At 38.9% G+C, this 26,850-nt stretch carries 16 protein-coding genes; 10 read left to right on the forward strand and 6 right to left on the reverse strand.

The genetic code is table 11. The annotated features are described in order from the left end of the window. Nucleotides 1-932 precede the first annotated feature (932 nt). The 3 genes from recD to AC4CUY_RS19040 all read right to left on the reverse strand — a co-directional run bounded on the left by recD (nt 933) and on the right by AC4CUY_RS19040 (nt 10,330). Entirely contained in the window at nt 933-2,678 is a 1,746-nt protein-coding gene (gene recD / locus AC4CUY_RS19030) for an exodeoxyribonuclease V subunit alpha (protein WP_419328027.1), read from the reverse strand. Between the two features lie 96 nt (nt 2,679-2,774). Further along, nucleotides 2,775-6,563, reverse strand: coding sequence for a UvrD-helicase domain-containing protein (locus tag AC4CUY_RS19035; protein ID WP_490774577.1), 3,789 nt, complete (start codon nt 6,561-6,563; stop codon nt 2,775-2,777). 2 nt (nt 6,564-6,565) lie between these two features. Then, nucleotides 6,566-10,330, reverse strand: coding sequence for an exodeoxyribonuclease V subunit gamma (locus AC4CUY_RS19040; protein ID WP_490774578.1), 3,765 nt, complete (start codon nt 10,328-10,330; stop codon nt 6,566-6,568). A 184-nt stretch (nt 10,331-10,514) separates the two neighbouring features. On the opposite strand from AC4CUY_RS19040, the gene AC4CUY_RS19045 reads away from it, so the two are divergent. Continuing rightward, entirely contained in the window at nt 10,515-11,021 is a 507-nt protein-coding gene (locus AC4CUY_RS19045) for a hypothetical protein (protein ID WP_336953718.1), read from the forward strand. A 77-nt stretch (nt 11,022-11,098) separates the two neighbouring features. Here the strand turns inward: AC4CUY_RS19045 and AC4CUY_RS19050 are convergent, their stop codons facing one another. Both AC4CUY_RS19050 and pap read right to left on the reverse strand, forming a co-directional pair. After that, nucleotides 11,099-11,977 (reverse strand): hypothetical protein, encoded by an 879-nt coding sequence (locus AC4CUY_RS19050; protein WP_419327967.1) that lies wholly within the window; start codon nt 11,975-11,977, stop codon nt 11,099-11,101. A 21-nt stretch (nt 11,978-11,998) separates the two neighbouring features. After that, nucleotides 11,999-13,417 carry a polyphosphate:AMP phosphotransferase gene (gene pap / locus AC4CUY_RS19055; RefSeq protein ID WP_490774579.1) on the reverse strand — a complete coding sequence of 473 codons (1,419 nt, stop codon included), beginning with the start codon at nt 13,415-13,417 and terminating at the stop codon, nt 11,999-12,001. Nucleotides 13,418-13,616: 199 nt separating this feature from the next. Between pap and AC4CUY_RS19060 the strand changes: the two genes are divergently transcribed. From AC4CUY_RS19060 to hisIE, 7 genes are all read left to right on the forward strand, one after another. Next, the gene (locus AC4CUY_RS19060; RefSeq protein ID WP_419358734.1) at nt 13,617-14,324 is read left to right on the forward strand and encodes a DUF8198 family protein; all 708 of its coding nucleotides are present in this window, start codon (nt 13,617-13,619) and stop codon (nt 14,322-14,324) included. A gap of 152 nt (nt 14,325-14,476) precedes the next feature. Further along, complete coding sequence (gene ubiE / locus AC4CUY_RS19065; RefSeq protein WP_336953714.1) at nt 14,477-15,421, forward strand: bifunctional demethylmenaquinone methyltransferase/2-methoxy-6-polyprenyl-1,4-benzoquinol methylase UbiE; 945 nt, start codon at nt 14,477-14,479, stop codon at nt 15,419-15,421. Nucleotides 15,422-15,453: 32 nt separating this feature from the next. Beyond that, a complete protein-coding gene (locus AC4CUY_RS19070; protein WP_490774580.1) occupies nt 15,454-16,125 on the forward strand; it encodes a ubiquinone biosynthesis accessory factor UbiJ in 672 nt (223 codons plus the stop codon). A gap of 3 nt (nt 16,126-16,128) precedes the next feature. After that, nucleotides 16,129-17,748 carry an ABC1 kinase family protein gene (locus tag AC4CUY_RS19075; protein WP_336953712.1) on the forward strand — a complete coding sequence of 540 codons (1,620 nt, stop codon included), beginning with the start codon at nt 16,129-16,131 and terminating at the stop codon, nt 17,746-17,748. A gap of 129 nt (nt 17,749-17,877) precedes the next feature. Then, the gene (locus AC4CUY_RS19080; protein ID WP_490774581.1) at nt 17,878-18,960 is read left to right on the forward strand and encodes a patatin-like phospholipase domain-containing protein; all 1,083 of its coding nucleotides are present in this window, start codon (nt 17,878-17,880) and stop codon (nt 18,958-18,960) included. Between the two features lie 310 nt (nt 18,961-19,270). Then, entirely contained in the window at nt 19,271-20,560 is a 1,290-nt protein-coding gene (locus tag AC4CUY_RS19085; RefSeq protein ID WP_419358730.1) for an FAD-dependent oxidoreductase, read from the forward strand. 166 nt (nt 20,561-20,726) lie between these two features. Further along, nucleotides 20,727-21,512 (forward strand): bifunctional phosphoribosyl-AMP cyclohydrolase/phosphoribosyl-ATP diphosphatase HisIE, encoded by a 786-nt coding sequence (gene hisIE / locus AC4CUY_RS19090; protein ID WP_419358728.1) that lies wholly within the window; start codon nt 20,727-20,729, stop codon nt 21,510-21,512. 56 nt (nt 21,513-21,568) lie between these two features. On the opposite strand, the gene AC4CUY_RS19095 is transcribed toward hisIE, so the two are convergent. Then, nucleotides 21,569-23,566 (reverse strand): PhoX family protein, encoded by a 1,998-nt coding sequence (locus tag AC4CUY_RS19095; RefSeq protein ID WP_490774582.1) that lies wholly within the window; start codon nt 23,564-23,566, stop codon nt 21,569-21,571. A gap of 261 nt (nt 23,567-23,827) precedes the next feature. Here AC4CUY_RS19095 and AC4CUY_RS19100 point away from each other — a divergent pair, with 261 nt between their 5' ends. Together AC4CUY_RS19100 and AC4CUY_RS19105 are read left to right on the forward strand one after the other, a co-directional pair. Then, nucleotides 23,828-25,321 (forward strand): UvrD-helicase domain-containing protein, encoded by a 1,494-nt coding sequence (locus AC4CUY_RS19100; RefSeq protein ID WP_490774583.1) that lies wholly within the window; start codon nt 23,828-23,830, stop codon nt 25,319-25,321. A 93-nt stretch (nt 25,322-25,414) separates the two neighbouring features. Continuing rightward, the gene (locus AC4CUY_RS19105; RefSeq protein WP_490774584.1) at nt 25,415-26,788 is read left to right on the forward strand and encodes an ATP-binding protein; all 1,374 of its coding nucleotides are present in this window, start codon (nt 25,415-25,417) and stop codon (nt 26,786-26,788) included. Nucleotides 26,789-26,850: the final 62 nt, after the last annotated feature.

Here is a 26,850-nt window from a genome sequence, read left to right on the forward strand (position 1 = left end):
CATGACACTTATTTCACAACCATGTGACTAATTATGTCCTTATGTGACTTATTATGCCTGTGACAGACATTGAACAGAAGTCGCATTTACCGCAAGATTATGTGAGAAATAACGTACATAGAGGCAATGGCTGTAACCTTTAAAAAAAACCTTGTAAATTTTAACCATTTGCAAAATCACTTTATATTTATAGGTAACCTGTCAAAAAATTCAGACTCAAGAATATAATTATCATCAATTAAATCAAATACAGGAATAAGTAAATTATTTAATTATAAAAAGTTTGCAATAACACACCTTATATTCAAAGTTTAAATACCTTTGCGTTAGCGATGCCCCACTTTTCGTAAGGGTTGCCAAACCTTGCGCTACAAACAAAGCACTGCTTTTTTTTGCTCATGGGCGAGGGGGTGTCCTGTAGCTCCACCCAACATCGAGACATCCATGTCGCCACACGATAGGATCACCATCTAGGGTTCAATAGTACAAAAATTGAATTGATAACTAACAGATTCTAAAAGTTCATACAAAAATAGAAGTTTTATTTCTGACTAATGATTTGATAGAAACCACTTGTATGATTAATAAGGTGGTTTGACTAGACCCAAATTTAAAACTTAATTTAAAAAATAGATTGATTCTCTTTGAGGTAAAATTCAGCATTTAATTTTAATAAAAAAGCCCTGTAGTCTCTCCCAAAACTACAAGGCTTAGCGGCTGTAAGTTTCCTCTTATCACTTACTTTCCTGTAAGTTCGCAGTCTCACGACTTTAAATTATTATTATTTTGCGATTTTACTCAACGATCCTTGCTGAGTTCTTTATGTCTTCATCATCTCAAAAAGTAACAAGAAGCTCTATGCGCAAATCTCTCGAATTCATGTAAGCAATTTCGTACATAGAGGCAAATTATCAACAAAAACTACAAAATAACTATGCCGTGTTAATCATGCTAACCAATCCACTCATTCTAGTTGTGGTGGTGTCTAAAGCGTGGATAAATGCTTGTTGATCAACCAGTAAACTCACCACTGATTTAGCCCGTGTAATAGCAGTATAAATCAACTCTTGGCTCAATAAGCGTGTTGCTGTAACATCCAAAACTACTGCAGTATGGGTGAATTCTGAACCCTGAGATTTATGAATGGTTAAAACAAAAGCGGTTTGCATCGATTTAGGCAAACGTGTTGCAGCAATCCATTTGTCTAAACTGGGGAAATAGACTTCAAATTGATCAACATTCTGGCGATGTTTTAGACAAATTCCGATATCTCCATTGGAAAGACCAAGTTGATAATCGTTATAGCTCATCATCACAGGACGCCCAACATACCAGTCACCATAACGAGCCAATGTTGGAAGATATTCAAATAATGCTTTTTCCATTTCATGGTTTAAGCTATTCAATCCCAATGCACCGTGCCGAACAGCCGTTAAAATACGATATAGGTCAAATGCTTGTGTCACCGCTTCAATCTGATGATGAGAGTCGTCGGCGATCAGATAGTTGTTTAAACTTTGAAAATAAGCTTGAAAACCTAAACTGAGTTTTTGGTAATACTGCATTAGATCTGCTGGAAAAATCTTTTCAGGCAGATATTCAAGCTGAATCACATCTTGCATATTTGCTTTGAGTTCAACTGGTTTAAGCGCACTAGCTGCAACAATCTCTTGCTCAAAATTCGCCAATAATTCTGCACGGGCTATACTTTGATTTTGCTGTGATTGAATAAACTGTGCCATTTTTCCAATTAAGGCACCCTCTTTAAAGCGTTGACTGGTCTGTAGATTGACCCGATTGTACTGTAATGATTGTACATTCTGTAAATCTGCCAATACCGAACCGACATCCACAGAAGCCAATTGATTGGCATCGCCCAAAAGAATTAAACGGCAATGCTCAGGAATCGCCTCAAACAACATCGTGGCTAAATTTAAATCCAACATCGATGCTTCATCGACTATGACCACATCATAAGGTAATCGCTGTCTCAGATTAAAACGTGGAATATGCTGATTTCCCAAACCCAATAACCGATGTAAAGTCATGGGGTTGAATTGATTTTGATTCAATCCAAAGCTTTGTAATTTTGGGTCACTTAAAGATTTTTGTAGTGCTTCGCCCATTCTTTGTGCGGCTTTACCTGTGGGCGCAGCCATTGCAATACGAATATCAGGAATGGTTTGCTGTAATACTGCAATTATTCTTGCCAAAGTATAAGTTTTCCCCGTTCCTGGCCCGCCTGTAATGATATTGAAAGCGTTACCCGCCACCATCTTCAAAGCAGCGCTTTGATGCGGATCATTAAGAAGATGATCAAACCCTACAATATCAATTTGTTGAATTTCAGACTGTTTTAACCTTTCGACTTGTACAGATAAACGTCGCTCAAGTTGCCAATAGCGGTACAGATAAATCAACCCATGCTGTTGAACAAATGGTGCAATCGTTGTTTCAGCCACATCATGGTCAACAATTAGTGGCTTTAATAGGACTATATTTTGATCCTCTGCTGAGATGCAGCTATCCCCTTGAGTCGTCGCCAACAAAATCTCTTGCACTAATTCAACTGCATATTCGTCTAATTCTAAAGCTGTGGAATACTGTGATAAAACATATTTACTCCATACCTCAATCCATTGCGGGACTTGGCTTTCTAAATCCTGTTTATTTTCCACACGGTTATCCTCAGAGTTATCTACAAGGTTTTCAACAGAGTTATCCACAGAATAACTTATTGTTTGCAAAGATGTTCAAGCAACTATTCACACGATTCAACTGGATTTATCCTCAGTAAAATAGCCCAATATGGCATCAAGTCTTAAAATAAATTCCGTAGTGGGTCGCCAGAAGTAGTAACCTTGTCCGCTTTGACCATTCATACCACGTAAATACAAATAGGTTGCGCCTCCCAGATCACGATCAATTTGATAATCTTCGAGCTGGATTTTCAAATAACGATGCAATGCCACCAAATACAAAGATGCCTGTAGCCAATAACTGGCATGCGACATGCTGTCCTGAACAGCTTCAAATGAATAACTTTGCTGATCTACACCCAAAAAATTACTTTTATAATCGGCAATATGATATTGCTGACCATCAAAAAACACCAAATCAATTGACCCATTTAAATAACGTGCTGAATTGGCATCTTTAAACTCAGGCATTGCAATGGCATGCTCATCAAACAATTGATGTATACGTTTAATTGCCAAAACTCGATCTGAAAGGGCCAGATAAAATGGAAACTCAGCTAAATGTTCGTGTGGTTCAAGTTGCTCCATTTTAAAATGACTGAGAATCGGAGTCGATAAAACATCCTGTAACCACTCAGCCATCCAGTCAATCAGCTTCTCTTCTACAGCGTGTTCTGTTTGAGAAACGCCCTCACTCGAATTGTCGTTGAGAAAAGCCTGCTGATATTTTTCCAGTAACTCCGTCCATAAACTTGAATAATCATTTTTAAAGCGACGGCGTATTTCCAAACGCCAGTAATGCGTATCTTTGAAATCAATATGTTCAAAAATTTCATGCAAAAAATTGCCTGCAACCGTCCCCATTGGAAAATTGGCTTTGATCCAAGCAATAGGCTGAGTTGAAATTTCATCTGATGTGGTTTCAGCAATAGGCTGTTGAATTTCATCTTCTGCTGGTTCTAACTTTTGTTCAGAAACTGCTAACGCATCTTGAATTTGTTGCCGAGTTAAATGCTGGGCCAAAGCACTAAAACTGGTTTTGCCACGAGGATAAAAACGTTGAGTAGGAAAGGCTTGTGCAAGTAAAGGCAATTGAACGTCGCTCTTGGCCTTTTCTAAATGCGATGGGCATTCAGTCAACAACGCCTCCATAGCACTTCCAGCATGTTGAAAAGTGTTTGTACCCTGACCTCGCCAAAATGCCAATCCAGTTGTTGATTTTTCCTTTACATCACTCAGCATCGCATAAACGCGATAACTGGCACGTGTCAGTGCCACATACCACAAACGGTGATGCTCTGCTAATGCACGCTCATTGTGCTGCTCAATATCTTTTTTATCGAGAAGATTGGCATCATTGATAGCGACTACACGTTGTTGTTCATTCTGTCCTGTTCGTACATTCAGTTGTTCAACGGTCGAGAAATTCAGCGTTTTATTGATCTCTTTAAACTCTTTATCGGCTCCCAATAAAAACACAAACTTAAATTCGAGCCCTTTGGATTGGTGAATGGTCATCAACTGAACCCCTGCCTCATTGGACAGTTTCCTTTCCATCTCCCACTCTCGTTCCATTGGCGAAGTGAGTTGTTTTAAATACCAATGATAAAGATTTTGTGCACCTTGATAATCTTCACTGTGCTGACTCAATAACTCAGTTAAATGACGTAAATTCACCACCACACGTTCATTGTCACGACTGTGTTTTTCCACCAATTTTGTCCAGGCAGAAAATTGATTGAGCAGATATTGCCAAGCTGTTAAAAACCCTTGATTGAGCCACATCTCACGAATCTGATCGAACAGTTCAATATAGACACTCAGACCATCGGCATGCTGTTCCAAGGCAATCAACGCTTTTAGATCAAAGCCGATCAAACGACTTAACAAAGCGCGTTTTACTTTGGCTTCATGATAAGGATGCAAAATTGCAGCTAGCACAGCCCCAACATCTCGTGCAATCTGACATTCAAAGACACTTTTTTTCGATGGTCGACTGGTTCGAATCCCTAAAAATTCCAACGTGGATTGTGCTTTATCTAGGCCATCATGGTTTTTCGAGAGGATGGCGATATCGTTTTCATCTACTGCACGATGCACTGATTTTTCAATAAAATATAAACTGCCTTGAATCCCTTGATTCAGTAGCTCACGAATTTTCCATGCTACTTGTTCAGCTTCTTGGTTTTTATCTTCGAGCTTTATCCACCTTAAAGGCAGTGGATTAACATGGGTTTGATCAATCAAATCTGGATGCGGACGAGAACCAGCTTGCACTGGTGTATATATCACCTGTTCACCAAAATCCATTTGCTGTTGAAATAAAGCATCAACAACTTCAACCAAAGGCTTTACCGAACGGTGATTATAAATCAGATTATATTCATGCCCTTCTTTACCAAACACGTCCTGATGTGCTTTTAAAAAGGTCAACATATCCCCGCCACGAAAACCATAAATTGCCTGCTTACGGTCACCAACCATAATCATACACCCCTGTTTGACACGACTTGGATGACGCCATATTTGTGCCAACATATCATCTTGATCTTGGTTGGTATCCTGAAATTCATCAACCAAAATCAGGGGATAACGAGCATGGACAAAGGTCGCAAAACGCTGACCTTGTTCACCTTGCAAAGCATCTGCAAGGGTCCGAATTTGTTGTGCAAAGGTGGTTTCGCCTTTTTGTTGCAACACTTGAGGCAAACGTGTTTTAACTTCTTTTGCTAAGTAATATTTTAAGAATGTATTCGTACCAAGTAATTGATTTTCAAATGTTTCAATCTGCGCATAAATAGTGAGTAATTGTTGAATAAGGGGATGATGATAAAAATCGGATTGTACGTTTTCAGGTGCAGCTTTTTTAAAAATTTGCTGCTCGCGAATCACCTTAATCAAGGTTGCAAAGTCGGACTTTTCAACACTCAGCTTTGAACTTAAATAATGCTTATAGTCATGCTGTTGTAGGGTTTGAATAATTCGTGGCAAGCTCTTGGCAAAAATACGATTCAATCGATCATTTCTAAATTTTGTCCCATTCACAAATTTATAAAACTCACCATCCAATAAATAATAATTTTGCAAAGTCTGTAATTGAGCAAGTTGAATCTGAGCAAGCTGTTCAGTGGCTTGTTGGAATACCAGAGCATCTGCATTGGAGAATTTGGGTTCAATAAAATTTGCTGAGGCAAAATTTAAACTTTGTTCAACTGTTGCAACATAATAATCTACACTATATAACTCCCCAGCAAATATCAAACTGTCCACAATATCTTGGGGTTGTTTTTGAATCCATGCGCGAAGTACATCGTGAATCAATTGCTGACTATAACTTTTCGCATCATCAGTAATTTCAGCTCGCTCAATTTTGCCACTTTCAAAAGCGAACTCACGCAGTAATTTCTGACTAAAACTATCCAAAGTCCCGACAAAAAGTTCATCCAGCTGATCAATCACCAATTTCAACCGTTCACAGGCATAAGCAACCCGTGAAGCAAACATTTTTAATACTTTAGAAAATAATGGATCTGACTCTTGGATTGCTTTAGTCAAGACTTGCGCTTCGGTTAATTCACGACACGAGTCAAAATAGCGGTATGTTTCTTGTAATCGTGAGCGAATACGTGTTTTCAATTCCGCTGCAGCTTTACGGGTAAATGTGGTCGCAATGACTTGACTAGGTAAGTATTTTTCTAAAAATATTCGCACCATCAAGCTTGAAAGCGTATAGGTTTTACCTGTGCCTGCTGAAGCTTCGATCCAGTGCAATCCAGCAAATTGCATATCCTCAATCGGATGAATCGAAACTCTTTTGGCTGTGTGATTTTGTGCTGTCGGCAACTGTGAATTTACGGAAGTCATGTTTATTCCTCCGCAACAAATTGATGCTGATAAATCGGCTGATACAACGCATAGGCGAAGTGATCACAGGCATGTTTTAACAATGCGGTTGCATCTTGTTCTTGCAAAATAAATTGCCAGTCCCGATGTTTTTTACTCCATTCCATTTCAGTCAAATCATAAGGTAAAAACGCATCACTTTTATTCCATTCAGTTAAAAGATCTGCAAAGTTATTGATTAACATGCTTTCCACATGATGTTGTGTATCCGCATTTAAACCATGTCCAGCTAAGCCACCTTCAACAGTCCCTAGTGACCATTCCAACTGCTTATTATTTTCAGCGGGTTTTAATAACAAACCCGCAGGCAGAACTAGAGGTTCCGATTGGGCATAAGCAAATGCTTTAAACCACGGCAATAAATATACTTTTGCCTGTTCTGAACTTAAACCTGTACTGATGATCGTGACATCACTAAATACCGCAATACGTTGTAGCGTTTTGGACTTTTCAGCATCTACATTTAAATAGCTTAACCAGAGTAAATATTCTAACCAAACTTTGGCACGACGTTTAGCACGACCACTTGACGCATCCAAACTTACCCAATGCTGTCCTGCTTGCTGAGGTACTGTAATATTCATAATCAAACCAGCATCAATTCGCCATTGGCGTTGCGTTGTCAACGTCACATCAGTAGCATAACGCTGTAAACGCTCTTTTAAACTGTCTTGTTCCGCCAAACTGATTTGCCATGCGCTGTGCTGAACCTTGCCAACGGGTAATTGATTTTGCAGTAATCCAATCTCTTGAGACCAAGAATCTTCAGCGGAATGAGCTGATTGTTTCTGTAAGAAATCTCGAATCTGATAACGTGCCAAACCATCCAAAATTAAGGGTTCATTCATTGCAGGGATATCTTCTGCGCGCAGATTCTCTACACCTAAAGTTTTTAAATATAATTGTGCTGGGAAAGTGACATCTTGAATCCATTGTCGCGCATCCAAAACAGTGAGCTCTTCTTGAACAACAGGGTATTGTGTATTTGCCCAAGCCCCACGTTTAGCAAGCATTTCCGCTTGACGGATTTGTTGTGCAACATTGAACCATTGGTCTTGAAAACGAAGCGGTGTTGTTGATTCAAAACCAGTTGGATCAAAAGGCTGTAAGCTGTGAATTTGAAATAAACACTGCAAATGTTCAGGGACCTGAATCCCGTTAAGTTCAATCATATGATCAACAGGACTGATATCTTTATTGTCCGTAGATAATGCTGTTTCAGATTGGGCAATCAGGGCAATATGATTGACCAATTCCTGTAAAACGCTAGATGGCTCACGAACTTCACCATCACTCACATCAAAGCCATTATAAAATAACCATAGATTTTCCTGCGCCAATAACAAAGCATCTAAGAAAGCCCCTTGATCATCATCAAGACGTGAACGATCCCCCAATTGTGGCTTGAGAATTTTCATTAAATCAAAGGGTAAATGCACATTTCGATCTGGAAACTTACCCCCATCCAAATTTAACAGGACGATCAACTTATAAGGCAAAGGACGAACCTGACCAATTTGGCTAAAGGTAATCTGACCTGTCGGTAAAGCCTGATCAATTTGACCTTCTAATAAATTTTGAATTTCATTCAATAGATAAGGTAAAGGTAAATAAATATTTTTAAGAATAGGTTGTGCGTGTTCATCATAAAAACTGGCTAATGTCAGCATCCGCTCTTGTTTTTTGACAATTTCACGTACGACTTTTAACGACTCAACACCGGCTTGTTCAAACTCAACAATGTCTTGCATCAGTAGTTTTAACCATGCCTCAACATTGCATTTTAAAGCAGTATTTTTTCCCAACTCATGCGCAATCATCCAGTCACGGCGAGCATCAAAATCTTGATAAATCTGAATCAGTTTAGCCACTAACTCAAAATCACTTTGCAAAATTTGTGCATAACTAAGGGTATTTTCAAAAATCGTATGTTCTGGAATCGCAATACCTAAAGCCAAACGATCAAGGGCAAATTTAAAACTAAAACGGAAATCTTCATCATCCTGGCTTAACGATCGTCGTAAATGTTGTGCATCTAGACCACGTTTAAACCCTGCATTGATCAATAACTCAATCATTCTTTCTGTATTTGAAATATCCAAACCGTAACGTAATTGCGTAGCATTTAAACTTAACCAATCTGCAAAATTCTCAACACTAAAACGACCTTCCACCAGTTGAATACGGCCTAAAACAGCACGCCAAGCATTATTGGCATCCAGTTGCGTTACTCCAGCAATCTTCGCGGGTAGATAAATACTGTCTTGGTTTGGTGTATGCGGAAATACACTGCGAATAAGCGGTTCAATTTGTTTTAAATCTGGTACTAAAACCAAAACATCACTTGGTCGATGTGGCCGTTCAGCAGTATTTTTCATCAACCAAGCAACCAATTGGTCTTTTAACACTTCAAGCTGTCGTAAAGACGAATGACACACATGGATTTGAATCGAGTTATCCGTTTTAGCAATTGGGTAAGCATGTGGTTCAGGCTCAACCAAATACAGAATATCTGATTGTAATTTGCTTAATAAATGAGTCGGTTCTTCATCCACAAACGCATCCACCCATTGTCCTTCTTCACCTGAAGATAAATTGGACAAGATCGAAAAATGGTCACGAGCTTGCTTACCAAAACGGGTTAATAATGGATGCCGTGATTCACGAATTTCCGCATTAAAATTTAAAGTAAATTCATCAAAAAACTTTTGAATATCTGCATCGGTCGCTTTAGGATATTTGCTGACAAAACGCGCCTTTACCCGCAAATCATATTGTTTTTTCCAGTTTGGATCGACACTGTCGGCCCAATATTCTTGTGATGGGTTGTAATGTAAAATTACCACATCCAAATATTGTCCCAATCGTCTTAAAAACTGTAATTGACTCGGTGGCAAGTCCAATAAAGTAAATATAATCAGCTGGCTAGGTAATTTCTTTAAAGCTTGAGGACGTTGAAGATCATCATCCATGATTTGCCAAAAATCATGATCAATACTTTGCATTTCAATAAAATCATCATGAAATGTATGTTGCCACAGCCAACGTTGCCAAGTTTCCAACTCTTGTGCTTGATTTAAAGTAAATGCTGAAACTTGTTGATTGGTTTTAAAAAATTGCTGTTCTAGGTTAAGTGCTTGACCATGTCCCCACTGCCCTAACCAATTGCTTGGGCAGCTACATGACTGTCCATTGTTCAGTTGGCAACCGCGTTGACAGTCCCCACGATACAACATGTAATGACTGAATAATTTTGACACTTGTTCAGAGACCCAATACAACATACTTTGTTTTTTGAGTTGCTTCTCTAAACCTTGCTCTAGTTGCGAGGCTGCATCATAAATACGTTGGATAATGCCATGCAAAGGATGATCTTGGGCTAAGCTATTTTCATCCTGCTCTATAAAACTTTTCAACGTTTGATAAATTCGCCACTTCATAATCAAACGCGGAATATTGGCTTTACGGACTTTATCTTTGTCATCTAAAACTTGCTGATAAGCAAACCACTGAAAACCACGAATCCGCTGATGAAATTGGCTATTCGCACTAATGCCTTGTTGTTCAGCAATACGTTGGCTCAACCATTCCTGTACAGCAGGACTTGGGACAATAAAATGTTGCGTTTGCAAGACAGCAAAAGGTTTTTTGGATGGCTTAATGGTATTTTGCAAAAGCCCTTGCACCAAGACATCAATGCGTTGGCTTTGAATCACATGAATTGCCATATATCCTCAACTGTCAATATTTAACTGTCTACGTTTATGCACAAAACATAAACATTCGCCACTATACAACACCATCATACTATGGCATTTTTAAAACATTATTTGGAAATAACTTCACAATTTCAAGCTTAAACATGCGTTTTCAAAAATATGAGAAAAAGCTTGAAACAAAGGTAATTGTTTTATGAAAATTGATAAACTTCCAGACTCAATCGATCCAAGCTTAAATTTAGAACAGATTCGTGATGAATGTTTGGAGCAAGTTAAAAAGCGCTCTTACGTATCTGCTGGAGTCGCCGTGATTCCTGTTCCGTTTTTAGATGTTGTGATTGATGTGGGTATGCTGTCTCTTCTCATCCCTGAAATCAATGCCCGTTTTGGTTTGGCGCCAGATCAAATCAGTGTTTATGACCCTGCAACCAAGAAAATTCATTGGAATGAACTGCGCAAACGTGGTTTTGAATTTTCAGGTTTGGTGGTTGCACGTACTGCAGTAAAAGCATCATTGAATAATATGGCCGCTAAAATCATTACTAAACAGGTGACTAAGTTTATCCCGCTAGGTGGTTCAATCATTGCTGCAAGTCTAGGCTATATCGTAATGAAGAAAGTTGCGGAAGCACATGTAGAGGAATGCTATAAATTAGCGAAAGATATTCAAAACAAACAAACTCAAAAGTTAGTGAGCTAAATATTCCTAATTTGAATATGTATAAAGCGGATTCTTAATCCGCTTTATTTTTTATATGTAACAGAAAAAATAATCAATTAAATTAAAAAACGATTTCTGATCCATGTTTCTATTTTCTTACGATTAATACCCTTAGTGACAGTTATATACGCAATTTTCTCTAAATTAAATTGAACATTTAGCACTTGCTCAATATTTGTCAAAAACAGGTTTAAATATAATAAATCAACTTCTGGTAATTTATCCGGCTCAATATCGATAGTGAATATATGGCTTTCCCTCATCTTTATCCGCTTTCTTTCTGATGAAGAATCGTTATAAATATCGATTAAATATGTATCATTCAATGCTTCAGGCGAATTTAATCTAATTTCTAGTATATAACGACGGTTCTTTTCTTCATCAGTAAGTTCTCTTGGAGTCAACCATTCACCATCGGTTGTTAAAGTAAATGAAATTGACCAATTGAATGGATCAACTGGATGAATATCTAATCGCTTCAATAATTGATAAGCAGGCAACTCAGGTAAGCGTTGATCATAATACTGTTGAATCTGCTCAACAGAAGGATGTAACTCTTCCAAGAAATTAAAAACTTCAAAAAGATTTGCTAAATACACAGGCTGATGACGAATATTTTCTAAAATAAAATCATCAAAATATTGAATAACTTCAGGATTTTTAGAGAAACTTAATATAGACCAGACTGCTCTTAAACTTCCTATATCATGATTGCTTAAATCATAAAGCTCATTTCTCAGTTGATATTTAGCTAAACAATTGAGCAAAAACTTATCTACTTCGCTGGTAGAAAGCATATGTAATTTATGAACATTTTTACGATCAGGTAAATATGAATCATTGTCTAGTTTTCGAATCAACTGATTAACTAACTTTTCACTCGGCTGAGTTAAGTACTGTTTATGATCGAGCAAAATCTTTTGTAATGATCTCATAGGAACCAACGCTTAAAACATTTAATCCGCTTTTAACTGCTTTAAAATCGTTTTGAGGATTTGAATACGTGCCGTGTACTTATCATTGGTCGCAACCACATGCCACGGCGCAGACTCGGTATCAGTTCGCTCAAACATATCCGCAGCAGCATTTAAATAATCATCCCAATGTCCACGATTTCGCCAGTCATCAGGGGTGATTTTAAAGCGTTTATGCGGTGTTTGTTCGCGTGCTTTAAAACGTGCTTCTTGTTCATCTTTGCTGATTGCCAACCAGAATTTAACCAACACCGTTTGATTATCCGTTAAATCTTTTTCAAAGCGATTAATTTCATCATAGGCACGTTGCCATTCCGCAGGCTTGGCAAAGCCTTCAATACGTTCAACCAATACTCGGCCATACCAAGTACGATCAAAAATACTGATTTTTTCCTCGGGTTGAATCTTGGTCCAAAAACGCCATAAATAGGGTCGACGCAATTCATACTGTTCTGGTGCAGCAATGGTATAAATCTCGTATTCACGCGGATCAAGATTTTTCACAATACGCTTGATTGCCCCACCTTTACCAGCTGCATCCATGCCTTCAAAGGTAATAATGACATTGCGTGAATCATTCCGTAGCGCTTCCGATACTTTTTTTGTTAATTTCTTTAATTCAGTTTTGTATCGGTCTTTATCCAGTTCTTCTGTGGCGGGTTGCAATAAACACTCAGGTACAGTTGCCTGTTTCCACTTGGTTCTTACCGTTGTTTTATGTCGAGGCAACTGCTTTAACGCTTGCAGAATATACTGAGCAAATTGTTGGTCTCGGGCAACACAATCTTCACAGTCAATCACATACCAATCATCGGTAAAACGCCGACGTAATTTTTGCACAATATCATATTGTTTTTTATTCCGCCAATCCAAGCCCATTAGCTTATGCCAATGCTGTTCTGATGCATCCATCGCATCTAAACGCTTTTGTAAGCTTTTCCAGGGTAAATCAAACCAAATTTTGATCACATCGACATGATTATTTTTTAGGTCTTGTTCATAAGCGCGCATATTTTCGATATAGGTATCGAACAAAGTTTCATCTAAGGGTTTAGAAACATGCATGGCTGTTGACAATAAATCACTGTACCAATTACCAAAGAACAGCTGGATTTGCCCTTCTGATGGAATATGCCGTGCATAAGGCTGCCAAAAACTTTGTTTATTGCTAAATAAACTTGGTGGGTCTGCTTTAACACGTAAATAACGAGGATCAACCCATTCTCGTAATTGTTTAACCGCTTCCCCTTTCCCCGCAAGCTCGATACCACTGACTAAAATGACCAAGCTTTTGGCATTATTTTTATCTTTAGAATTCTTTAAGGCATATTGTGCCTCAATCAGATCAACGGATAATTCTTCTTCATCACGCAACGCAAACGCTAATTGTTCTTCAATCATCTGCTTCTCTATGGTCTGAAACTTCAATTGAGTATACCTATTCCCAAAAACAGAGTTATATTATTTTCTGTATAAAATCTTTGATATTGTCTATTTAAAAATCCACTGACTATATTTCTCTATTGTTTTTTTACTTTTGTCATAGTGATACCTAGCAACTGCCTTTATGCTGTTGCTAAACGAAATCCAGAGTTTCTGTATGTCAAAACTTGCTGCACTAGATCAGCTTTTAGAACAATATCAACAATTGAGTTATCACAGTGACCCAATTCTAGAAAAACGCCTGCATGAAGCGCAGGACTGGTTAAAAATGCGTATTGAAAAGACCCATCATGCGCTATTCAATCAAAAAGAAAATCAATTGATGGCAAAATATTTCATCAACCGTTTATATGGTGGTCCTGAATTTGATGATTTGGCAATACAGATTGAACGTTTGCTAAAATATGCGCACAAAGCAGAAAAAATTCTTCCTGAAAATGCCATTAAGACTGGCTTAAAATCCGTTGGATTGGCGGTACTGGCCATGCAACTTGATGAGCAGGTTGCTGCACAATTACTTAAGGATTACCCTGTTGATCAAGTGATTGATGATGAAATGATGCGACTGACCTTACTAAAATTAGATCAAGCAGAAGCCCGTCAACAACAGCTAGCTTTATTGGATGATTTGGGTGGAGCACTAGACAAATACATGCGTTCATTCATTATGCATACTGCATTTAAAATGTGTAAAGGTACTGCAACAAAATATAAATTTGAATTGATGTATGACTTTATTGGAGAGGGTTTTATTGCGATGAAGCCAATGAAATCTGCAGCTGATTTTATCCATGCATTTACCCTAAAAGAACGTGATATTGTCGAAAAAGTGCATGCTGGAGATCCCAATCCATTTCAAGATTAATTTAATTTTTGGCTGTATCAAACCGATCTCTAAGATCGGTTTTTGTATATTATTCATAACAATTTCATGATGAGGACTGCAAAATTATGCAGAATCTGTCATTATGCAGAGCAATATAAAATTTCCCATTTTTGTGTTCAGGAGTGACTCAAATGTCGAATGAAAACCAAAAGCCTACAGCCCCTGCTGAAACGGCAACGAATACAGACAAAGTGAGTCCATTTCTAACAGAACCATTACCACAAGGTACTCCACAAGGTCAGCAACAGTCTTTACAGCAACAACAGGTAGATACGCCAGTTTCTGGGACTGTGCCAAAATACAACCTCCCACGTGGTGCCAATACAGGTAATGTCGGCGCAACCACGCATTTCGGCTACAAAACTGTTAATAGTGAAGAAAAAGCGCAAAAAGTCGCTGAAGTCTTCCATTCTGTAGCAAGCAAATACGACATTATGAATGATTTAATGTCATTCGGTATTCACCGCCTCTGGAAACGCTTTGCGATCAATATGTCAGGTGTACGTCGTGGTCAGCACGTGCTTGATATTGCAGGCGGTACAGGTGACTTAGCCAAAGTTTTCAGCCGTGAAGTTGGTCCAACAGGTCATGTGGTTTTATCCGATATTAACGAGTCCATGTTGAATGTTGGTCGTGATCGTTTGATTGATGCTGGCTGTACCAATGTTGATTTTGTATTGGCCAATGCTGAAACCTTAGAGCCATTTGCAGACAATAGTTTTGACTTGCTCACCATCAGTTTTGGTCTACGTAATGTGACTGATAAAGATGCTGCACTCCAAGCGATGTATCGTGTATTAAAGCCAGGTGGTCGTTTACTGATTCTTGAGTTTTCAAAACCAGTATTTGAACCATTTTCAAAGCTCTATGATTTCTATTCATTCACGGCTTTACCATTTATGGGTAAAGTTGTTGCCAATGATGCGGAAAGTTATAAGTATTTGGCTGAATCTATTCGTATGCATCCAGACCAACGTACCTTAAAAGGTATGATGGAAAGTGCCGGTTTCCAAAACTGTGATTACCACAATTTAACCGGTGGTATTGTGGCGGTACACCGTGGCTTTAAACTGTAATTTCCCCAAGATATAACAAGCAAGGTTGAATTATGTGGTCAATTCTGGCACTCGGTGCAGTTGAACGATTAATCAATCAGTTTATTAATTTGGATGCAATTACCCGCATCCAATTTAATCAGTTACAAGGCAAACTGTTACGTGTCGTGATGGATACGCCACAGCTTTCTGTCGATGTTTACTTTGATCAAAATAAAATCCGTCTTGAACCGACTGTGACTGGTAAAAGCAAAACACCTTCAATTTTTGAACAACGTCCTTTTGACAAAAATGTTGCGATTGCAGAAGCGACAGCAACATTACATGTAAAGAATGTTGTTGAATTGGCTAAATTATTTGTTGCGGATGATATTGGCAATATTCCCCTACAAGGTGATTATCACCTGTTACAGGATATTCAAAATATTATCCAACAGCTTGAGCCTGATTTGGCGGCCCAGCTTAGCCCGTGGATTGGTCCTGCACTCGCACATGAAATTGGCAAAATCCAACTGGCGCCAAAGCATCTCAAACGCTCAATGCAAAGTCATTTATTTTTTGTAGAAGACTTTTTAAAAGAAGATACTGGTGTATTGGCTCCGCGTTGGCAAATGGATGACCTGCAACAAGATACCCGTCAACTTAACCAAAATATTGACCGACTTGAAGCAAAAATTCAGCAACTTCAATCTCACTTTACTCAAAATCAAAATCAGGTAATTTAATATATGATTCCGCATATTGCCCGTTTATTCGAACTTTGGCGCATCGCCGCGCACTATAGACTCGACACACTGGTCCCTGCGGAAGAATTACCTGAGAAAGCTCGGCATGCTTTAGCTTTAATTCGGCTACACCCTGCGGCATGGTCAAGTAAAGAACGTAAAAACCCGCTCAAGCTTAAAGAAGCCTTAGAGGAAATGGGGCCTTTGGCAATTAAGCTGGGCCAATTACTTTCCACGCGTCGTGACTTAATTCCACCTGAAATTTTACAGCAATTGGTTTTATTACAAGATCGGGTTAAACCCTTCGATGTCAATATTGCAAAAGAGCGTATTGAGCAATCTCTGAAAGCCAAAATTTCTACAATTTTTGCTCGTTTTGATGAACAACCTTTGGCTGCTGCATCTATTGCACAAGTCCATACTGCTGCGCTACATGATGGTCGTGAAGTGGTGGTTAAAGTCACTCGTCCAGATATTCGCAGTCAGATTCTACAGGATTTTGAAATTCTGCAGTGGCTAGGATCAAGTTTAGAAAAACGGCTTGAAGCAGCTCGTGCAGTGCATTTGTCTGAAATCATCCAGAATTATCGTCAAGTCATCTTAAATGAACTGGATCTTACGCTAGAAGCAGACAATACCCGTCGTATGCGCCATTACTTCACAGGTTCAAGCATGATGTATGTGCCTGAAGTCTATATGGATAGTAAGGATGTCATGGTTGCTGAACGGATCACAGGGGTTCCAATTTCGGATATTGAAACCTTTGAAAAACTTGGTATGGATCGAAAAGACCTTGCTGAAAAAGGTTTGACTATTTTCTTTACCCAAGTATTTCGTGACAATTTCTTCCATGCAGATATGCATCCTGGAAACGTTTTTGTTGAAACATTGAATCCAAGCCACCCTCGTTATATTGCCCTTGACTGTGCAATTATGGGTGAGCTATCTAAACAAGATCAGATGACCGTTGCACGTATGTTGCTTGCGGTCATGAACAGTGATTTCTTGCAACTGATTCAAATTGTGCATCAGGCCGGCTGGATTCCACCGGGCACCGATCAAGATGCGTTATCCCGTGAAATGCGCCGTACCGTTGGACCAATGGTGTCTAAACCGATGCATGAATTGGACTTTGCGGGTATTTTGATTCAAGTCATGGACATTGCACGTCGTTTCCATTTAGAAATTCCACCACAATTGATGTTATTACTCAAAACGTTGGTACATGTGGAAGGTTTAGGTACTGATTTATATCCTGAACTTGACATTTGGAAGCTGGCAAAACCGATTCTCACTGAATGGGTAAAAGCGCAAATGAATCCTCAGAAAAACTTAAAAGAGTTAGGACAAAAAATTCCTGATTTACTTTTAGGTGCACAGGATTTTCCAACTTTAATGGTTGATAGTTTAAATGGTTTAAAAAATCAATCTGCATGGCATGCTAAACAATTACATGAATTGCAAATGATGCGTTTGGAAGTGGAACAACAACAAAAACGTAGCTGGATTTTCGGAAGTATCATGGCGATTTTACTTTCTATTGCGATCATTGCACCGTGGTATATTTCAATTGTTTTGATTATCTTGTCCACTGTTTTAGCAGTTTGGCGGATTGCCAAATAACGCAATTCAGCCCATTCAATGAATAGGCTTTTTTGTCTATGACTGCTAAGTCACTGAGTGACATCTCTCGCCATTGTTCAATATATCACTCACTCTACAATAAAAATATCCGTTTGAGTGAGTGAAATCATGACCCAAATTCTACAAAAACGCCCTGCAGGAATTGTCTTACGTGCAGGCTCACTTGCCAAACAACGCATACAACAAGAAGGATTATCTGCACATCAAGTAGATATGATTCCTGGTGCAGCTGGCGGCCCCAAAGGTATTGGTTTAATGGGGCTAGATCAAGCAATTTTCGGGGATTTTCTCCAACGGGCAAAACAAAGACGCTTTTTAATCGGTTCATCCGTCGGTGCATGGCGCTTTGCTGGAATTTTAGCGCAAGGTGAACAAGTCGGTCCTGAGCGTTTGGCAGAGTTATATATTAACTTACCCTTTCATAAAAAGATGAACATTGCAGAGATTGAGAAAATATCTCGCGACATGTTGTCCAACATTTTAGACCAACACAGCCAAAAACTGGTCGAACATCCCGAGTATCACCTCACAATTATCGCTGCAAAAGCAGAACATTTATTTCAAAGTGACCAAAAGCTTGCACTGTATAGCTCCTTACTCGGCATTATCGGCAGTAATGCAATTTCAAGAAACCATCTGAATAAATTTATGCAACGGGTCATCTGTCAGCCAGCCCAGTTCCCTCAATTTAAAATTCAAGATGACGCTTTTAAAACCCATTATTTAAATTTTAATCAGCACAATGTTGCGGATTGGCTGATGGCCTCAGGTTCGATTCCAGCAATTACACCTGCGGTAAGAAATATTTCCGATGCGCCACCAGGCGCGTATCGAGATGGTGGTTTGATCGACTATCACATCGATTTGCCTTTTGAGAGTAAAGGGATTGTTTTATATCCACATTTTTCCGACAGCATCATTCCAGGTTGGTTTGACAAAATGTTTAAATCTCGCACTGCCAATCCTGAAAACCAAGCACGGACTTTACTGATCTCGCCTTCTCAAGACTATTTAAAATCTTTACCTTTAGGACGTTTACCAGATCGTAAAGATTTTGTGATGAAAGGTCTGGATGATCAGAAGCGAAAACAATTGTGGAAGCAGTCTGTAGCAGAAAGTCAGCGGCTGGGTGATGAATTTTTAGAAATGCTGGAGAAACAAAATTTTACTGAAGTGATGCTAGATTTATAATTATTACACTGCATTGGTCACCTCATCCAGCATTCAATTAATATGATTTTCAATAATTTAAATTTACCAAAACAGCATTCTTGATGATTTGGGATAAATGACGTGAGATATAAGTCTGAGACATGAGCCAGTCATAGCTCAAGCTTTACATCATGTATTTTTCACTGAATTTAATCAGTGTCTGGCCTCGTCTATATGCGTTGATTTTTGGCTAAGCCCAATCAAGGAATAAAGAGCTTGATTCAAATTATCCCTTGTTAATTTCTTGCTTTTTGTTAAATTTAAATTATTCAAAGCACTTACTCTAATAATGAATCAAACTAAAATTCCAAAATTTGCCATCGTCGGTGCAGGAACAGCAGGGCTTGCTGCAGCAATTTTACTCGCACAACAAAATATTCAGGTCACCATTTTTGAGAAAGTATCTGAGCTTAAACCTGTCGGTGCGGGCTTATTACTTCAACCGTCTGGACTTGCAGTTTTTGAGCACTTAGATGTGCTTGATGATGCGGTTAAACTCGGTGCAATGGTCACAGGCTTAGAGGGACAACTCGCCAATGGTTTTAAATTGGTAGATAGTCATTATGCTCAAGCCGATCCTGATTTTTATGGTTTAGGTATCCATCGAGCCAGCTTATGCCATGTCTTGGCAAAGAAATGTCATGAATACCCTGATCTGATCACTTGGCAAATGAATGCCGATATTCAAAAGCTTGAAGAATCTATTTATGAAATTAGAGTTTTGGGTACGGTCAATGCTGAGTCTTTTGATGAGGTCTTTGATAGCGTTATTATTGCCAACGGCGCGCGAAGCCAACTGAGACCAAACGCATGGGTTAAAGTCGATCAAGCCTATCCTTGGGGCGCCAAATGGACCATTGTTCCCGAATGCTTACAGCTCAACACTCAAATTCTGCATCAATTTTATGACCGCTCCAAGATCATGATGGGAATATTACCGACAGGTGCGATTCCATCCCAATCAGATCAACGACTTTCCAGTATCTTCTGGAGTCTTCCAACAGATCAGCTTGGAAATTTTTTACCTCATCAACACGCCCGCTTAGAATGGTTAAAAGAAGTATCTAAACGCTGGAAGCCCGCTGCAGAATGGTTAGAGCAAGTCATTGTCAATCCTGAACAAAAACAGCAATGGTTTTCTGCCCATTATCGTGATGTGGTTTTATCTAAGTTTGGTGAAAGACGTATAGGCATTATTGGAGATGCTGCACATGCTATGAGCCCACAGCTTGGGCAAGGTGCAAATATGGCACTTTTAGATGCATGGGCTTTAGGACAAGCAGTCCATGTGGCACGGAACAATGAAACGATCGATTATTCGAAGCTGTGGCAAAACTATCATCAACATCGCAAAAGCTCATCCGCATTTTATCAATTTTTAAGCCGTTTACTGACGCCTTTATATCAATCTGATCTTTGGTGGGCAGGTGGTTTACGAGATCTAAGCTTCTCGTGGATGTATCGTATCCCTTATTTTCGTAAAGAAATGGCAATCACCGTGTCGGGATTAAAATCGGGTATATTTAGTCAAATGAAGTATGAGGATATTGCTCGATCGTCTTTGGTAAGAGGAAAATAATGTGCACTCAAGTTGCCAATTCTGTAATTTTAAAGCGTGAACAAGCGTTTTTATCTCGACTCAATCCATAATCAATATTTTCCTAAAATGCTAGAAATAACGTACACTATACAACCGCTAGCATGTCAACGTAGCACTCTTTCTTTTTATAACTTGGTGAAATCCTATGAACAATCTGCAATGGCTCGATGAAGTAAAATTTAACGAACAAGGACTTATTCCTGCTATTGCACAACATCATCAAACTGGACGTATTTTGATGGTGGCATGGATGAACCGTGAGGCATTACAACTGACTGCTGAAAAAATGCAGGGCGTTTATTTTTCTCGTTCACGAAATAAGTTATGGTTCAAAGGCGAAGAGTCTGGCCATTTTCAAACCGTTTATGAAATCCGTTTAGACTGTGATGCCGATGTCATCGTCTTACAAATTGAACAGCATGGTGGAATCGCCTGCCATACAGGTCGAGAGTCTTGCTTCTATCGTAAGCTCACTGCAACTGGTTGGGAAACTGTCGATGCACAATTAAAAGATCCAAATGCAATATACGGTGAAAAACTTTCATCAAATCCACATAGCATTGCCATGAATAGCTCCAATGCGCAGGCTGAACAGGTAGAAGTCTTGGGTTATTTAGGCAAAATGATGGCTGAACGTAAAGCAGCTGATCCAGATTCTTCTTATGTGGCAAAGCTTTACCACAAAGGTTTAAATAAAATCTTAGAGAAAATTGGTGAAGAAAGTATCGAAACCATCATTGCTGCAAAAGATTTTAAATCTGAAGCGTGTGAAGATCATAAAAATGATCTGATCTATGAAGTTGCAGATCTATGGTTCCATACCATTGTGATGCTTGGTTATTTTGAGTTGGATGTGCAATTGGTACTCAACGAACTTGCACGCCGTCAAGGGCTTTCTGGGCTAGTTGAAAAAGCCAATCGAGATCATTAATTGGGTATTTATAAAAAAGCAGCGAAATATCGCTGCTTTTTTATTTAAAACTAAAATTAAGAAGATTTTTTCTCAACCGAAGGTGCAACTGGGTCTGCTGTTAAATAACCCACTGCTGCTGCAAAACGATCTTTATAATTCGCTCGAATCAAAGGATCTAAAGTTGCTTGAACCTTACTATGTAAAGAACCCCAATCCCCTGCATGCTGGAAGTTACTCATAATATAAGTCCAACCATTGATTGAATCGACTGCATGTAAACCTGTAGATTCAGCACCTGCTGGGCAAGAAAGAATACGATCTAATTTCTTGGTATCTACATTATACGCCCATAAGTAGTTATTCACATGGTTACCACTGTCTTCACCAATGAATAAGGTACGGAATGTTTCAGAGAACTTTAAGTTATCCGCACTTGCAATCGTGTTTGGATCAGAAGTGTTACCAATACCTAGTGGATCAGCAGCTGCATCAATATCCTTCCCGATTAACAGCATATGCGATTGATAAGGTACCCACTCACTGACGATTGGACTACCTGATTTATCACTCTTAGACCCTGCTAGATCATGTGCAACAATTCCACCTGCTGAAATTTTCTTAGCGAATGACACGTTATGCGTATCGACCCAAGCCGCATTGCCTTTGATCATTGAATCTTGAATATTGGCTAAAGCAGAATAAGCAACTTTGTCTTTGGCATTGACTGTTGTGCCTTCCATTTTTGTAAATGCCATACTACCGCCCATCAAAGCAGCGTAACGATGGGTTTCTAAGAATGCTGCTGCTTTTTCCATTCCAGGTTTAACTTTCACCCAAATGGTTTTCTTTTGCAGAATAATTTTAGTATAGCTTACATCTTGTGGATCTTTGTCCAAGCTTTCCATGATCTCTGTTGGTTGAATATTTCTAACATTCACCAAATCTTCAATTTCTTGGCTAGTTGCATGACCCAACTTAATCCATTGAATTTGTGCTGTTGAGGTTTCATTTAACTCATTCAAATACTTCGCCACATACAATGTTCCCGCAGATAAGTCTTTTTCTTTATCTGCAACAAACATAAACAAGCCACCATTGGTATAGTCATCACCCATTAACGCAGTACGATTATCTGGCATAACTTGGATTAGTTCATGTGAGATACGACCTAAACAATAATGTTTTTTTGCAGTACCTGTACCATCTTTGTTCACTGTAATTTCAGGCAAATGTCCATAGTTATAAGGTTTTGCAGAGGTTTCATCACCATAGACGTTTTTACTATAGGCTTTCATTGTTGCCATATCCGTGCCTAAGCCCTGACCAAATGCATCTGGCTCGTATTCTTCACTTGAAAGGTGTGTTCCCCAAGGTGATAAACTCGCACCACACGTAATCCATAAACCATGTGCTTTAGACATATCGACATTATGATATTTAACTAAAGTTAAATGACCTGTTTTCGGATCTTGATCCAGTGAAATTACCCCAATCGGTGATGGCAATTTACCATACATATCATTGCCAGCTAAATCACGAGTCGTATATTCAAATTGCACCACCGCAAATACAGGGTTGCCTTTTACACCATCAACCTTGGCATCTTTGACTGTCAATAATGAAGTACCATCTGGGCAATCTGAAAAGAATTGACGTTCTTTGCCTGCTACAGATTTATCCATAATTGGTTGGTTTTTGATATCATAATAACCACCAGCCAAGATCTTCCCACCTTTTCCATCATTGATCATATCGCCTGTTTGGAAGAAGGTTTTATAGGCAAGTTTGTAGTCAGTCTTGGTATTGTCATCCCAAGTTACAGCCAAGCCTGAAGCAACTGTTGTTGTTGCCATTGCTGCTGCATTTGCCAATGTTGGTGCATCCATCGGCGTAAATGTTGCAGATTTTAATTTAGCTGGATTGATCGGCGGTTTAACTGCAGTATTTTTATCATCATCGTTACATCCTGCTAGTGTGGCTGAAGTTGCCATTGCCCCAAGTGGAAGAAATGGAATGCTGGCTAACCAAGTAAGCACTTCACGGCGTGTATGTCGGCTGGCTGAATTTTTCATAACTTTATCCGAATATGTTTTAGAATTTTCCCCTGCTCAGTTTAGAAAGCAGTTATGACAATCTAGTTTCACTTTTAAGTCATTTTAAAGACAAAAGCCCCAATACCTCATATTATGATAAAAATGATCAGGATACGCTCCGCAGATTATTAGCGCAGTCGTTTAAATAACATCTTGTTAGATTTCACCCTAGTGCTGAGCAATTTTTGCTATACTCTGTCCCATATTGAATTTTCAAGCTAATAAGATTTTATAAATACTGTGCCTTATTCTTTTACACCCACATCTGAGCAAAGCTTTGCAATCGCAGAAGCGAAAAAAGGACAATCATTTAAAGTGATTGCCTATGCTGGCACAGGTAAAACCACGACTTTGCAGTTAATCAGTGATGCGATGACGGAGCGCCGTGGGATGTATTTGGCCTTTAATAAGGCAATTGCCACAGAAGCACAGAATAAATTTCATCAAAATGTAGATTGCCGAACCTTCCACTCTTTGGCGTTTCGTAGTGTATCGCGGGGAGTCACCGATAAATTACGCCTGCCGCGTTTAAGTCCCAGTTTTATTGCCAAAGAATATCGCCTCGAACCCATCACACTTAGACGTTTAATGGGCGGGCGTTATGAAAAATATGTGCTAATGCCCAGTCGTTTAGCGAGTTTAGTGGCCAATGCTGTAAGTTATTTCTGCTCGACCAGCTCACAATATCCAGCACCACGTCATATCCAAGCACCAAGTTGGCTGCATGCAGATGATATCGAGTCTTTACAAAAACACCTTTACCCTGCTGTAGAAAGACGTTGGTTAGAGTCGATTGATACCAATCATCAAGCAGGCATAGGTCATGATATTTATTTAAAACTCTGGGCATTATCAGACCCATTTATTCCAGCAGATTATGTACTCTTTGATGAAGCACAAGATGCCGATCCATTAATGCTTGGTATTTTATTGCGCCAGCGTAATACTCAAGTGATTTATGTGGGTGATGCACATCAACAAATTTACGCATGGCGTGGTGCGGTCAATGCCATGCAACAAATGCCACTTCCTGAATCTCGTTTAACCACTTCATTCCGTTTTGGTGATGCGATTGCAGATGTGGCCAATTATTTGCTCGGTGCATTGGATGAAACTGTGCCTTTATTGGGCAACCCTGAAATGAAATCGAGTGTGGTCAATAAACCACATACCAAAATGCGTGATGCGATTTTATGTCGTACCAATGCACGCGCAATGGAGTTACTACTTTCTGGTCTCGTGCAAGGCGATAAGGTTGGATTACAAGCCGATCATGCAAAACTCAACCGTTTTGTTGATGCGGCAAGTTTGCTTAAACAAGGCAAACGTGTTGTTGATGTGCCTGAACTGGCTTGGTTTAACTCTTGGCATGATGTACATGAATACTGTGAAACCAACGATGGCAGTGATATCAAACCCTTAGTCAAATTGGTTGACGATCACGGTACGGAACCGCTCAAAAAAGCACTTGCTAAAATAACCCCAATAGAGCAAGCTGATTATGTGATTTCAACTGCACATAAGGCCAAAGGGCTAGAATGGAATCGTGTACATATCGAAGATGATTACCAATTTAAAATAAACGGTTTAGAACATAAAATCAGCGATGAAGAATTAAGGCTGTTATATGTCGCCTGTACACGGGCAAAGGTCAGCTTAAATATTCATCACATCTATGATCTCGTGCAACAATTGAAAGTAAAAGCGCCATTTAAAAATAAAGCAACAGCATAAGGTTTTTGACTCACTCATCTGTATCAGCGAAAAAAATCGCAAGGTGAAAATATCAACAGCTTTTTATGCTGTCAGTCAATTTTCAGGTATCCTATGAAACTAGCAGCAATTCATTTTCGCCACACATACCATTTTGCTGATTTAAAAATAGACTTTAATTATAAAAACAAACCAATCAGTTTAATTGTTGGCGAACAAGCCAGTGGTAAAACGGCAATTATTAAAAATATTTACCAAGCTTTGACTTGGTTTCCTGCACGTCTAAAAGATTTGCGCACCCCTGGTGTGGTAATGCTCGACCAAGACATTATGCAAGATCGAGTACAATCCAAAATAGATGTTAAAATCAAATTCCCAATAGAGTTTGGTCAACTTGCAGAAAGCACTGCAACAGCAGAACAAGATCCGCAAACTTGTCATTGGCAACTATATAAAACCTTAAATAGTTCTGGTGTTGGTCTGAGTAAAGTTGACTTAGCACAACTCGAACAGCTGGTAGAACGTTATAATCTAGTACTCAAAAAAGATCCTGTTCAAGGCTTACCTTTAATTGCCTACTACCCTGCTGAACGATTTGTAAATGAAGTGAATATTCTCAATAAAAATAATCCTATTATTTTACAAGCGCACTATGCCTATGAATTAGTACCGATTCCATATACCACCTTTGCACGATTTTTCGAATGGTTTCGCGAAATCAGTGATATCGAAAATGCACAAATCGCGCAACTTTTTCAAATTGTTTTGGCGCAAAAAGAATCATCAAATCAAGTTGATGAGGATTTTCAAAGTATTTTATTTCAAGCTCGTTCTCAATTACATGCCCCTAGCTTAAAAGCCTTAAAGCAAAGCTTGAGTATCGTCCTTCCTGAAGTCACAGATCTCTATTTAGAGTATCAACCTAAATTGCAGTTGATGGTCACTTATAGAAATCAAAGTTTGACTTACTCACAACTTTCTAACACAGTCAAAAATTGGTTGGCCTTAGTCGGTGATTTAGTGCGTCGCATGTGCTTACTCAATCCTTTAAGTCTTTATCCTTGTGAAGAAGGTGAAGGCATCTTACTGATTGATCAAATTGATGTTGATTTAGACCAATTTGGCCTACAGCTAATTCTCGATCGTTTAAATCAGGCCTTTCCTCGTTTACAGATCATTGCCACAGCCAGTCATGAAGAGCTTCTCGAGCAAGCCGACGAATATCAATGTTTTAAATTGGATAATAAAGAGCTTTATGAAATTCAGAACAATAAAGTATGGCAAGAATACCAAGATATTTATGAAAACTTGCTCAAAGAAATCCCAGAAACCTCTGAACAAGATTTACTTGAACCCGAACCCAATCTGCCAGTCAATGTTCAACAACTTTTTGAGCAGTTTAAACACCTTACTGAAGAACAAAAAACCGAATTAAAACGTTTAATCCAATCTGGTGATGACCAAGCTTCACATAAGTTCTTATCATAAGAAATAACTCAGCCTAAAGACGTCAATATCAGACAATGAATGATCATTAATCGCATGACACT

Source organism: Acinetobacter sp. 778_lipA, assembly GCF_058242985.1.